Annotated in this window: 10 protein-coding genes and 1 pseudogene; 8 read left to right on the top strand and 3 right to left on the bottom strand. The window is 59.0% G+C overall.

Features of this window, described 5'->3' with window-relative positions:
• Nucleotides 1-382: 382 nt before the first annotated feature.
• The 4 genes and pseudogenes from BJA_RS43890 to BJA_RS26195 all read left to right on the top strand — a co-directional run.
• A pseudogene (locus BJA_RS43890) lies at nt 383-550 on the top strand (response regulator transcription factor); the annotation flags it as partial.
• A gap of 495 nt (nt 551-1,045) precedes the next feature.
• Nucleotides 1,046-1,936, top strand: coding sequence for an ABC transporter substrate-binding protein (locus tag BJA_RS26205; protein WP_063921484.1), 891 nt, complete (start codon nt 1,046-1,048; stop codon nt 1,934-1,936).
• 695 nt (nt 1,937-2,631) lie between these two features.
• Nucleotides 2,632-3,141, top strand: a complete 510-nt coding sequence (locus tag BJA_RS26200) for a septal ring lytic transglycosylase RlpA family protein (RefSeq protein WP_038967950.1) — start codon at nt 2,632-2,634, stop codon at nt 3,139-3,141.
• 97 nt (nt 3,142-3,238) lie between these two features.
• Nucleotides 3,239-3,616: a hypothetical protein gene (locus BJA_RS26195; protein WP_038967951.1), complete on the top strand. Its 378-nt coding sequence runs from the start codon at nt 3,239-3,241 to the stop codon at nt 3,614-3,616.
• Nucleotides 3,617-4,183: 567 nt separating this feature from the next.
• Here the strand turns inward: BJA_RS26195 and BJA_RS26190 are convergent.
• Entirely contained in the window at nt 4,184-4,405 is a 222-nt protein-coding gene (locus tag BJA_RS26190) for a DUF1127 domain-containing protein (RefSeq protein WP_051000407.1), read from the bottom strand.
• A gap of 153 nt (nt 4,406-4,558) precedes the next feature.
• On the opposite strand from BJA_RS26190, the gene BJA_RS26185 reads away from it, so the two are divergent.
• Nucleotides 4,559-6,136, top strand: a complete 1,578-nt coding sequence (locus tag BJA_RS26185) for a winged helix-turn-helix domain-containing tetratricopeptide repeat protein (RefSeq protein WP_038967955.1) — start codon at nt 4,559-4,561, stop codon at nt 6,134-6,136.
• A gap of 587 nt (nt 6,137-6,723) precedes the next feature.
• Here the strand turns inward: BJA_RS26185 and BJA_RS26180 are convergent.
• Complete coding sequence (locus BJA_RS26180) at nt 6,724-7,788, bottom strand: IS110-like element ISBj4 family transposase (RefSeq protein WP_011087951.1); 1,065 nt, start codon at nt 7,786-7,788, stop codon at nt 6,724-6,726.
• Nucleotides 7,789-8,652: 864 nt separating this feature from the next.
• Here BJA_RS26180 and BJA_RS26175 point away from each other — a divergent pair.
• Nucleotides 8,653-9,420, top strand: a complete 768-nt coding sequence (locus tag BJA_RS26175) for a hypothetical protein (RefSeq protein WP_162494120.1) — start codon at nt 8,653-8,655, stop codon at nt 9,418-9,420.
• Between the two features lie 266 nt (nt 9,421-9,686).
• On the opposite strand, the gene BJA_RS26170 is transcribed toward BJA_RS26175, so the two are convergent.
• Nucleotides 9,687-10,286 carry a helix-turn-helix domain-containing protein gene (locus tag BJA_RS26170; RefSeq protein ID WP_011085260.1) on the bottom strand — a complete coding sequence of 200 codons (600 nt, stop codon included), beginning with the start codon at nt 10,284-10,286 and terminating at the stop codon, nt 9,687-9,689.
• A 207-nt stretch (nt 10,287-10,493) separates the two neighbouring features.
• On the opposite strand from BJA_RS26170, the gene BJA_RS26165 reads away from it, so the two are divergent.
• Entirely contained in the window at nt 10,494-10,997 is a 504-nt protein-coding gene (locus BJA_RS26165; protein WP_011085261.1) for a fasciclin domain-containing protein, read from the top strand.
• A 165-nt stretch (nt 10,998-11,162) separates the two neighbouring features.
• A complete protein-coding gene (locus tag BJA_RS26160; RefSeq protein WP_011087948.1) occupies nt 11,163-11,627 on the top strand; it encodes a TspO/MBR family protein in 465 nt (154 codons plus the stop codon).
• Nucleotides 11,628-11,638 lie beyond the last annotated feature (11 nt).

The raw sequence follows: 11,638 nt of genomic DNA, 5'->3' as shown, positions 1-11,638 counted from the left end.
ATCCACGCTCGCGCTCGACGCCTTCCTGTTCACACCCTTGCGCAGCGCAACCGTATTGAGTTTGGTGTTCGCCGCCTTCTGACTAATGATTAGATCAACGTGATACTCTTTGGTGTCCGAAAAAACCGAAGTTAAGGCGTTCGATGTTTGGGCGTGCAGTCCGCTTCACAGTTGTCCCCGTGGAAGGGCCTGGCTAAGCTCGAGATTCGAACGGTGCATGAACCACCGGTTCTGCTCTTGCTTAGGTTCCGCGAAGGCCTGCTGTACTTCGTGCTCCATTGGTTGGATTGCCCAGCTACGCTCGGAAAGTGAACCATTCCAGCGCTCGCGACGTTTTCCACAACTGGAGGACGTGAGGACGTATAATGAGGGCCAGAAAGACATGCGGGTACTGATCGTCGACGACCATCCCGTTGTGGTAACGGGCTGCCGGGCTTTGTTCACGTCGGACCCTTCCGTCGAGATCCTGGAGGCCTTCAATGCAAAGGAGGGCCACCGCGCGTACCTGCAGAAGCATCCCGACGTCACGGTGGTTGACGTGAGGCTTCCGCAAAGCCAGGCGATCTGCCGATCGAATTTCCAACGTCGTTCTGGCTTGCAGCCAATACCCGCGCGGCTAAATCGCTTGGTATCAGCCTTTCACCGAGCTTGCTCGCACGCGCGGATGAAGTGATCGAATAGATCATGCCTCCTCTAATGGTCGGATACGGGATTGCCTGAGGTGAGCGGTGGTGCCTTTAACGGATCATACTTGCGGGCGGCAGCACTAATGTCGGGTTCTGGCCCTCAGCCGAAGGTCGATTGAGCGCGTGTCGTGTCGGCAGGGGGCAAACCGGACGCCGGTCCAACTTGGCGTCCACCGCTGCTTTTGAGCCCGGGCGGATATTCCATCTCGTCGGTGTCTGAGACAGGGCGGTCTGAGGCTGCTATAGTTCAGCGAGAGCGCGAGCTCCAGCGAGGTCGTATGCGACGACGCCAATTCATCACGCTCTTGGGCGGAGCGGTAACTTGGCCTCTTGCTTCAAGCGCGCAACAGCCGACGCGAATGCCACGTGTAATCCGTCTCGCCCCGGTCCATATTCCGGTGCAGGTGGAGGGAACGCGCAATGCTCTGAGAGAGCTTGGTTACGTCGAGGGGCGCAATATTCGTCTTGAGTTTTTGAACGCCGCGGGGAACGTAGATGCGCTCCCGGCAGTTGCGCAGGAAATGGTGCGGGATGGTGGCGTAGATGCTATCATCGCGATCAGCACGCCAGCTGCGCTTGCCGCCTACAAGGCAACTCAAACAATTCCGATTGTCGCTCTGACGGCTGTCGATCCGGTTGGGTCTGGATTGGCGGACAGCCTTGCCCATCCCGGTCGCAACGTAACCGGGGTCACGATGTTTTCCGAGGAAACCACAGTCAAGCGCGTCGAGTTGATGCGGGAGGTTTTCCCGCGCGCGGTCCGCCTCGGGACGGTAACAACAAGATTAACCAGTGGCGCACAGAGCCTGTCGCCCGTTTTGGAGACAGGCCGCGCGCTTGGCTTTAGGGTTGAACACGTCGACATCGACGAGCCCGTCGATATCGCGAAGGCCCTAAGCCCCAAAATCCTCGCCGGCTTTGACGTTCTGGTGTTCGTCCCCGATGTCGTCCTCGATGCTCACATGGCCGATATCATCAAGATGATCGGTCTAAGCAAAACGCCCGCGATTTTTGCTTCCCCTGATTGGGTCACCAATGGCGGCTTAATGTCGTTCGGGCCAGATTTTTCCAACGCTAACCATCATCTAATCTTGCAACTCGATCGCGTTCTAAAAGGCGCAAAGGCGAGCGACTTGCCTTTCGAACGCCCTACCAAATTCGATCTTAGGATCAATCTCCGTACCGCTAAGACATTGGGCATCGAACTGCCTCCGGCGGTCGTCGCCCGCGCCGACACGGTGATCGAGTAGGCGGAGACATTTCGCCACTTGGCCCAAAGGCGAATACGGACAAGAAGCCCCGCACGTCAGCAGTCGAGGCCAGACCGGACATGGCGGAGATACGGCTAAGTCGACGCGAATGACCCAAACCATTGTTGCGGCCAACGTTGGCACATACCGGAGTAGTCCAACGTCGCGATCCGTTGGTAGGGGCGGGTGAGGTCAGGGAGGATGGCTATCGATGATTGTAATCGCTCTGTACCTGCCGTTCGCGCCATATTCGCTTTTAGAAAATTCTTCTCCCGACCGCAGCTGGACTTCGCGGGGCGCACCGCGAACCATTTGTGGCGGTGGGGAATATTCGTCTACCGCAGAGTGCCCGTACCTTCCGCTGGAACCGCTCAGCGACGATGAATTCTATCGGATTGCATCGGGATGTCCGCGGCGCCACGGGGCTCCTGAAGCGTTTGAGGTTAATTGCTTGAACAACTGCGTGCGGCTAATGCCGATTGAGGAGAAGCTAGCCCGGGCATGATGCTCGCCTGCAACTCCACCTCGCACTCCATTTTCCCCATTTCCGGCACCTTTGCCGATCAACAGAGTTACAAGTGCCTATGGGCTTGGTCGACTGTTTGACCTCCTGCGCCGGGCCCTAGGACCTCCGATTGGACTTAGCGATGGCGCGACGCTGTCGCAGCGCCTCTTTCAAACCCGAGGGATCCAGCATGAAACGCATGGTCGTGACCGGAATCGTCCTCCTCTCGCTCTCTTCCGTGGCCGAGGCGCATCGTCTCTCCGGGAGCGCGACCTACTACGGTGGGAGTGACCGCCTGTGCGGTCGCCGAACGGCCTCCGGGGGCGTACTCAACTGTGCTGCAATGACGGCCGCCCACCGGACGCTGCCCTTCGGCACGGTCCTGATGGTTCAGAGCGGCGGCCGGTCGGTCCAAGTCACGGTGACCGATCGCGGTCCATTCACCGGCGCGTTCCTTGATCTATCGCCTGCGGCCGCGAGTGCGCTCGGCTGCCGCTGCACCCATCGCAACGTGACCGCGACGATTGTGCAAATGGGATCCGGTGGGACATTGGTTGCGGGCCGAGATCGTCAACGCCCCGTCGCTGCGGCGGCCATGCCAGGGTTCTTCCAGCCGACGGAGGACGTCATGCGTCCGTTGGGAGCGTTCGGATCCTCAATGGCGATGGCTCCTGCGCCCCGCTATCACCGTCGCCACTAGAACCGGAGCCGCCCATTGGCATTGCGGACGATTGCTGAGCAATGCTCGACGGCGGGGCAGGGCCGAGGTCAGTGGATCGCATATCGAGGAGCCTGTGATGCGGTTGTCCAGTTTGGCTATTGTGGCGCTTATCGTGGGAGCTTCTAGCCCGACTTCTGTTTCTATCGCGCTGGCGGCTCCGGAATGTTCCAGATCGATGGAGCTGGCGGATTGGGGCGAGAACGCGACCGGCGACATCAGCATTGCGTCTGGGGACAGTTGCATCTTCCCGATCACGTTGCGCGGCGCGACGAGTAGCTCGGAAATCTCGCAAAAGCCCGCACACGGCAAGCTCAAGAAGATCAACGTTGCGGCTTACGAATACAAGACGAAGGCCAGATACAAAGGAAGCGACACCTTTGTAATTAGGGCAACAGGTAAGGGGCCGAAAGCTTCTGGCACGTCGGTAATCACAGTGCACGCGACGATCAAGTAGGATGGTCGAGCAATTGATCGACGCCGAGTTGATGCGGATCGGATGATGGTCGAGCAGAGGAGGCCGCACCAGTGTATTGGCTATTGAAGCGTCCGCGGTGGCAGTCTGCAAAGACATTGAAGATCGGACGATGGGCCGAGCGTCAGTTTATCGCGCACTCGCGGAGTGAATCACGCGTGCAGTCTACGGAGCTTGTTTCCCGCACCCGAGGGAGAGGCGCTGGAAAGCGTGCTTGTCTTTCGGCAAAGCTCCGCACAAAGCCGACCGCCAAAACAGATCCGGCTCATGTGCTTTGAAGCCCGGTTCAGACTGTCTGCAATCGCCAGCGGGCCACGAGGTCTGTTTCGTCCTGCATGACGGGCGAGCGAAGTAACTGCGACTGAGGACTAACATTTTTCGACCCGGCGCTAACAGCGGCTCTGGGAAGTGCGAGGGCCTGCCAGCGGGCCGATGTCTGCTTATGAGCGCGGAGCAGAAGTCCGCAGTCACCGCCCAAACCGACGCGATTGACCCATGGCGGACATCACGAGCGCGGCGCTCAAGTGAGAAGTGCGAGATCGCGCCACGTCAGGCACGTCGCGGGTCGATTTCCGGGTGCGAGGCCACATACTCGATGTCGCTATGGGCAATGCCGATATCGTGCAGGTCGCGGCTGTTCAGGCCGTACAAGGCGGCCCGCACCTTCTCGCGTTGGCGCTGTTTCTGAATCGCATTCCTGGCTCGCTCGATGAAACCTGTGACTTTCCGGGTCAGCGCGGCAGGCTGTCCCAATACTGTCATCGTGCTCATGGCGGTCTCTCCTGGGAGGGGCGGGCCATAGAATGCCAACGGATGGACGAGCGCGCTTTACTTGCTCCTTACATTTTCGTCACTGGCGGCTTAATCTTTGCCCCACCGGCGTGTTGGAGCCTGGTGTTCGGAAGTTGCTTAGGGAACGGTAGCTTGCGTTATCTCTTCGACAACTGCGCTTTGGATACTGACCGCCGCGAGTTGCGTCGCGGCGCCGAACTGGTCGCCGTGTCGCCGCAGGTCTTCGACTTACTTGAATACCTGATCCGCAACCGGGAGCATGTGATCAGCAAGGACGAGTTGATCGAGGCCATATGGAAGGGGCGAATTGTCTCTGAGACTGCGCTCACGACTCGACTGAATGCCGCTCGAAGCGCCATCGGCGACACGGGCGAAGGGCAGCGCCTCATCAGGACCCTTCCTCGCAAAGGCTTCCGTTTCGTCGGATCAGTGCAGGAAGCGACGAGGCTCGAGGGCGAGGCAATCGGCGATGCTCCCGTGCAGGGGCCGATACCGGATCTTCCGTTCCCTGAGAAGGCCTCCGTGGCCGTCCTCCCATTTACCAATCTTAGCTCCGATCCGGAACAGGACTACTTCGCTGATGGAATGGCCGAAGACATCATTACAGCGCTGTCTCGGTTCAAAGCCCTGTTCATCATCGCGCGCAACTCGAGCTTCACTTACAAGGGGCGCCTCGTCGATGTGAAGCAAATCGGGCGCGAACTTGGGGTGCGCTACGTACTGGAAGGCAGCGTCCGAAGCGCTTTAGGCCGCATGCGCATCGCAGGCCAGCTCATAGATGCCGCCACCGGAGCACATCTTTGGGCCGACCGATTCGAAGGCGATGTGGGAAACATCTTTGATCTGCAAGACCGGGTAACTGAGAGCGTGGTAGGAGCGATCGCACCGACGGTTGAAAAAGCAGAGATTGAGCGCGCCAAGCGTAAGCCAACAGAAAGTCTCAATGCCTATACGGTCTATTTGCGCGGATTGGCCAAATTTTATCAGATAGATACCAACCGGCGGGCGATCGATGACGCATTGCAGCTATTCAACAGCGCGACTGAACTCGATCCCGATTTTGCGGCCGCGTACGGCCGTGCTGCCTCTTGCTACGCGTATGGAAAGGGGATCGGTTGGTTTTCAGGCGCCAAGGAAGAGATTGTGCAAGCAACATTACTCGCTCGACGGGCCGCCGAGTTGGGCAAAGATGATGCAATCGCACTCAGCGGCAGCGGGTGGACTTTCGCCTACGTCGTTGGTGATTTCGAACAAGGTGCCGCCTTGATCGACCGCGCACTTTTTCTCAATGTCAATTTGGCAGAGGCTTGGCACTTTAGTGGTTGGATTAAAAACTGGCTCTGCGAGCCGGACCCGGCACTTAAATGCTTTGCGCACGCCATGCGTCTGAACCCATTGGATTCGCGGATGGCAGGCATGCGAACTGGGACCGCATATGCGCATTTCCTGCTGGGCCGCTATGAAGAGGCAGCATCTTGGGCGGCAATGGCATTGCAATACAACCCAGAATTCCCCGCCGGACTACGCGTGGCCGCCGCGAGCAACGCGATGGCTGGCCGACTCGAACAGGCGCGCAAGGCCATGGCGCGTCTCCGGCAACTCCGACCCGCGCTCCGAATATCCAGCATACGGGCCCTGGTGCCTCATCGGCGTGCTGATGACCTTGCGCGATTTGAAGAAGGGTTGAGGAAAGCCGGATTGCCAGAGTAACCTTGGTTCATCTGGGCAAACGCCTGATCGAAGGAGGCGCAAGGTCGGCAATTGGCCCTGAGGCGAAGGTCGTGGTCTTGCTCGGCTGGCCAGCAGTTGAGGCCAGACCGGACGTGCCGAGATCACGGCCAGATCGACGCGAATGACCCGATGTATGGTCCGGCCGTGCGTAGCAAGAGGTTCGTCGATCAGGTGGTGTGGTCTTGCATCAATGTATCCGGCCTTTGATTGGAGCATTTGCTCCGGGCCATCATGGATATCAGCGCGCGCGCGTTCTCATTAGCGGACAGGCCTCGATTGGGCCATTTGGGTCACCAGTGTTCGCATGCGCCGGGAAGACCGAACCTCCATCTCGTCTCATCCTCTCGCAGACCTCGGCTGGAACCTGTTGATGGGGTTACGTCATCGCATGCTCCTCCTACCTCGCAGTTCCTGTGTTCGAGCCAGGGGCCGTTCCTTCGTCCCGGCCCGCAGGACGTGCGTCGCGTCGCGCGCACGGGCGGTCAAGGCCGGCCGTTGCGCTTGGCTTGCGGCTGGCTCCGGCGTTGCCAGGCCGCGCCTTGACCGCGCCGAGCACGGCGCGACGATCAAGCGGGTCGGACGCCTGCATCGTTGGTCCTTGTCAGCTCGAAGGCGCGTCCTTTAGCCAGCACCGCCCAGGCGATGCGGGCAAGCTTGTTGGCGAGTGCGATCGCCAGCACGTTGTGGTGCAATCGCTTCTTGGCGGCTTCGATCCAGGATCTGAGTCCGTAACGTTCCCAGTTCTTGATCCTGACCAGCACCACCCATGCCGCCTGGACGAACAGAACGCGGAGGTAGCGATTGCCGCGCCGTGAGATTTTGCCGAGGATCGTGCGGTCTCCCGTCGAGATCTGCCTGGGCACCAGCCCGAGCCAGGCGCCGAAGTCACGGCCTTTGGAGAAGACGTCTCCAGTGCCGATCGCGGCCACCATGGCGCTCGAAATGATCGGCCCGATGCCAGGCACCGTCATCAGGCGCGAACATGCCTGATCTTGACGGGCCAGTGCTTCGATCTCGCCGGAGAGCCTATCGATGCGCTGATCCAGCCGACGCCAGTCGCCTGCCAACTCCTCGATGACACACAACATGCGTGGCGACAGGGCATCGGTGCGCGTCGCAAGGATGGTGGGCAGTTCTGTGCGCAGGAAGCCGATACCCTGGCGCACCGCGATCCCGCGTTCCAGCATGAAGGCGCGAATCTGGTTGATGATGCCGGTGCGTTGCGACACCAGCCGCTCGCGCACCCGATGCAGCGCCTGCAGATCCAGTTGCTCCGCGGTCTTGGTCGCCACGAACTTCATCGTCGGGCGCTGCACGGCTTCGGCAATCGCTTCGGCGTCATTGAAGTCGTTCTTCGGTCCTTTGCTATAAGGGCGGACATATTTGGCTGGCATCAACCTGGCATCGTGACCTAACGATGCGAGTTTGCGGCTCAAATGATGTGCGCCGACGCAGGCTTCCATGCCGATCAGGCAAGGCGGCATATTGGCGAGCCGCGCCTCGACCTGGCCACGCGACCACTTTTGCCGCAGCACGACGGTGCCGCGCGTATCGTGGCCCACGACGTGGAACGAGTTTTTGCCGATATCGATGCCGATCACGGCGATCGCGGTACTGGGTGTCTGGGACATGGCGTGCTCCTTGTCTTGGCGCCCCTGGCCAGCTTATCGCTGGCGGGGCAGGAGCACGGCCGGACCATCCCATTAGCGGAAATTAACGTTGTGCAGTGAAGATGCCGAACATGCAACCCGAATGGCTTCGCCAGCTGCCCTATTTGGTTCACACCAACAGAGAACTCGGCCTAATGCTGAGGGGCACAAAGCCCCTCGCATATTTCATGGATATCGTTGGTGATGAGCCAGACATCTGTATTCGATATTGGCGGCTGTTCGATAGGCATGTTGCTGTAGGCCGACTAATAAGACACGAAGTGATTGAACCATGCCCTGGACTGCCGCACCTCAAATACCGGATGCTATTCTACGCCTTACCGGGCCACGAGTGGCGGGTTGATGCAATGCTTACGCTTCTGAGCGAGCCCGGAGCTTGGTCCGACAGCCGCGAAAGGCGCTTTGGCGAGTTGCTTGGCTACGAGGACTGGCAGAATGATTATTGGCTCACCCACCGCCATTCGCTTGCGGACGCTTAGTCTGCCCTTGGCCCATCACCGATGTCGCCGAGCGCTTCGTTGAGGTCCGCTCAGTACGGCAAGGCGGACCAGATTTGCTCCGGTTGAGTTCTTCGCATTTTGACCCGAAGCCGATACGTTCAAGCCAGAACGCAACCAGAAGTTAACTGCCCCGGCGTAGGCTTCAAAATTATTCTCTGCGTCGGATTGGTCGTTGCGAGCGCGGGCGATGACTGAGGTCGCACAGGACCGTTAGGGTTGCACTATCACGTCAGCGCCGACTTCTCGACGCCCGTTTGGCCTTGGCTGTTAAGCTGACGTCGGTCCTCGGAGAGATCATCCTCGGGCAGCATGTCGGAGACGTTCGTTGAACGCGGGAGCCAAAGGCTGTTTGGTGGTCTTGGTGGTCTTGGTGGTCGCAGTCGCGACGATTGTATTTGGCTGGCTGGCGTTCCGCGGCGAAACAACGACACTTCGGTCGCGACTGACGCTCGTAGTGGAGACGCCAGAGGGGGAGCGATCTTGCTCGAGCGTCAGCCAACTGACGGTCCTCGCGCCCGGCCGTTTGAACCGCACAATCGGGTTTTCTTCGCTGGCGAGGGTGGGCGAAATTGGTGAGGCCGTCGTCGTCGATCTGGGCTCTCACGGCATCCTGTTCGCAACGCTCGCTGACGAACGCGCTCTTCGGAGCGGTGGAATGGGCATGTACAATGGAGCTTCGGTACAATTTGCTCAAGAAGCGTTTCACGGCAAGGTCGGAAGTGGAATATTGGCGAAGGACGACTACACGGCTTATCTCGAGGAGATGAAGCGACGCAAACCTAGAGGCGAGGTGTCGTTCGGGAATTTGCCGGTGCTGGTGCGTTTTTCGGATCTGTCTGATCCGAGCAGCGTGGTGCAGGTGGCCCCCTCCGATTTGGCTGCCAGTTTCGGACCCGGTGTAAAGCTCAAACGCGCATTCCTGGAGATCACCGAGGATCCGCCAACGACGGGGATCGAAGCTTGGCTGCCATGGCTAGCCCGTACCAAGTCTTCGCCGCGCCTGATCCCGCAACCGCCTGGTCCTCGACTGTTATCTGATGCCTCCACGGTGGATTTACTTAGTTACGACGATTTCCGGAGAAAGTTTCCATGATCGATCCGCGTGATCCGTCAACAAGGCCAGTAGTCTGCTAATGGCCCATCGCGTCTGTTAGGCCGTGTACTCATAAATCAAGATTCGCTACCGCGGCTGTGAACGATGTCCGCTATCCGACGTTTTGCGGACTCAATCCGGACATCGCCTCAGGTCAGAAAAGTGCCACCCCGGACGTGCGGAGCAAACTAACGGATAGTCGTTTCTGATAGCGCAGGCGAGCAGGGGATAGTTCCTGTTCGTCGGGGATTGTCTTGCGATCCCGGTCACGTTGAAGCTGATTTCGGCGTCACGACGATAATGGCCGCGCACGGCAACGACCCTTTAAGGCGGTAAGTGTGCGGATGAGCGCAATCGAAATACATCGAATCGCCTTGGCCCAGCGTGAAGTCCTCTCCCTCCAGGTTCACCACAAGCTCGCCATCCAAAACGTAGATGATCTCCGCGCCCGGATGCTCGTGAGGCTCCGACTGCTCGTCTTCCTTTACAAACTCGACGTAATAGCCGTTGAGCTTGCGGTCGCTGACCGGATAGTCGAGCGACTCGAAGCAGTAAGCGGGCGAAGTCCGTCCGGCCTTCTCCGGAAGACGAATGCGGTCCGCCTTGCGCACGACCGCATGTACCGGCCGGTCGCTGTCCTCTCTGAAAAAGTGATCGAGCCCGACGCCGAACACTAAAGCGATCCGCAACAAGGTCGGTAGCGTCGGAAACAGATGCCCGCGTTCGATTTTCGACAGCATCGCCGGCGAGAGACCGGTGTGCTCGCTTAGCTGGACCAGCCCCAGCTTTTTGCGCAGCCGCAGCCGGCGGATCTTTGGGCCGATGGCGTAGCCCTTAAGGGCCGTGATCAGAGTCTCCGATAGCATGGTTCCGGTCTCATTTCATCCCAGTTCAAAGATGGAACGTGCGTTTTATCCTCACGAAAACTAGTTTGCATATCACGCTAATGTGCCCTTGATGAAAATTTGTTTTACTACCATTCAAGAAGGGCAAGGCAAAACACGTTTCTCCCGTCCCTCGAAACCGGAACGCGGGCCGCCAAGCCGGCCCCCGCAAGTTACAGGAGCTAAAAGATGAGCAGAGTAGGTATTGCGTCGAAGGCCGCGGTCGTCATGGCCGTGGTAGGTTTGGCGATCGGCAGCACTTTCGCGCGCGCCAGCAATCAGGACATTGTCGACACGGCGGTCGGTGCCGGCCAGTTCAAGACGCTGGCGGCGGCGCTCAAGGCGGCCGACCTGGTTGCTACCCTGAAAGGTCCCGGACCGTTCACGGTGTTCGCACCGACGGACGAGGCATTTGCCAAGTTGCCGGCCGGCACGGTGGAGAACCTGCTGAAGCCCGAGAACAAAGCGAAGCTGACGGCCATCCTCACCTACCACGTGGTGCCGGGCGCAGTGAAAGCTGAGCAGGTAACTAAGCTGGACCAGGCCAAGACCGTCAACGGAGCAATGGTGAAGGTCACGACCAAAGGAGGCAAGGTGACGATCAACGATGCTACCGTCGTAAAGGCTGATATCCCGGCCTCGAACGGAATGATTCACGTCATCGACAAGGTCATCCTGCCGCCCCAGAACTGATCGGCCATATCCCTCAACGGATCGACCGCCGGTCCGCCTTGCCCCAAAGCGGACTGGCGCCTTCTCGACAAGGCCCCCCCACGAGATGCGATCGCTACTGCTCATCCGAGACAAGAGAACCACTGACATTCTTTTGCCGAACAACAGCGACGAAGATCCATTCGAATGAAAATGCGCGCGGCCGAACTCGGTAGTTTACTTTTGTTTGTTGCGCTCGTTCTGGGGGGCGGCCTTATCATCGGTTTCGCGACCGCCCCCGGTGCATGGTATGCGGCGCTAAGCAAGCCGCCTTTCAGTCCGCCTAACTGGATCTTTGCCCCGGTTTGGAGCATGCTTTATATTATCATCGCGATCGCTGGATGGCGTGTTTGGAGAGAGGGCCGCAACAACTTACCGATGAAGCTATGGTGGGGACAACTGGCTCTGAATTTCGTTTGGTCACCCATATTCTTCTCAGGCCATCGCATCGATATCGCCCTTGGCGTAATCGTGCTGCTTCTGATGACGATCGTTGGCTTCATCATGATAACCTGGCGATGGGATAAGATCGCATCTCTGCTGTTCGCGCCTTACGCGGTGTGGGTGGCATTCGCTTCGGTTCTGAACGGCGCAATCTGGCTATTGAACTAACAGGAGGCCGG

The organism is Bradyrhizobium diazoefficiens USDA 110 (genome assembly GCF_000011365.1).
In the GTDB taxonomy this organism is placed as follows: Bacteria; Pseudomonadota; Alphaproteobacteria; order Rhizobiales; family Xanthobacteraceae; genus Bradyrhizobium; species Bradyrhizobium diazoefficiens.
Note: the sequence above shows the minus strand (reverse complement) of the source record. Positions and strands in the feature narration are given on the sequence as shown.

What these genes read in the sequence shown, in the direction of transcription:
- BJA_RS26205 (WP_063921484.1), top strand. Translation starts at nt 1,046, where the DNA reads ATGCCACGTGTAATCCGTCTCGCCCCGGTCCATATTCCGGTGCAGGTG.
- BJA_RS26200 (WP_038967950.1), top strand. Translation starts at nt 2,632, where the DNA reads ATGAAACGCATGGTCGTGACCGGAATCGTCCTCCTCTCGCTCTCTTCC.
- BJA_RS26195 (WP_038967951.1), top strand. Translation starts at nt 3,239, where the DNA reads ATGCGGTTGTCCAGTTTGGCTATTGTGGCGCTTATCGTGGGAGCTTCT.
- BJA_RS26190 (WP_051000407.1), bottom strand. Translation starts at nt 4,405, where the DNA reads ATGAGCACGATGACAGTATTGGGACAGCCTGCCGCGCTGACCCGGAAA.
- BJA_RS26180 (WP_011087951.1), bottom strand. Translation starts at nt 7,788, where the DNA reads ATGTCCCAGACACCCAGTACCGCGATCGCCGTGATCGGCATCGATATC.
- BJA_RS26170 (WP_011085260.1), bottom strand. Translation starts at nt 10,286, where the DNA reads ATGCTATCGGAGACTCTGATCACGGCCCTTAAGGGCTACGCCATCGGC.
- BJA_RS26165 (WP_011085261.1), top strand. Translation starts at nt 10,494, where the DNA reads ATGAGCAGAGTAGGTATTGCGTCGAAGGCCGCGGTCGTCATGGCCGTG.
- BJA_RS26160 (WP_011087948.1), top strand. Translation starts at nt 11,163, where the DNA reads ATGAAAATGCGCGCGGCCGAACTCGGTAGTTTACTTTTGTTTGTTGCG.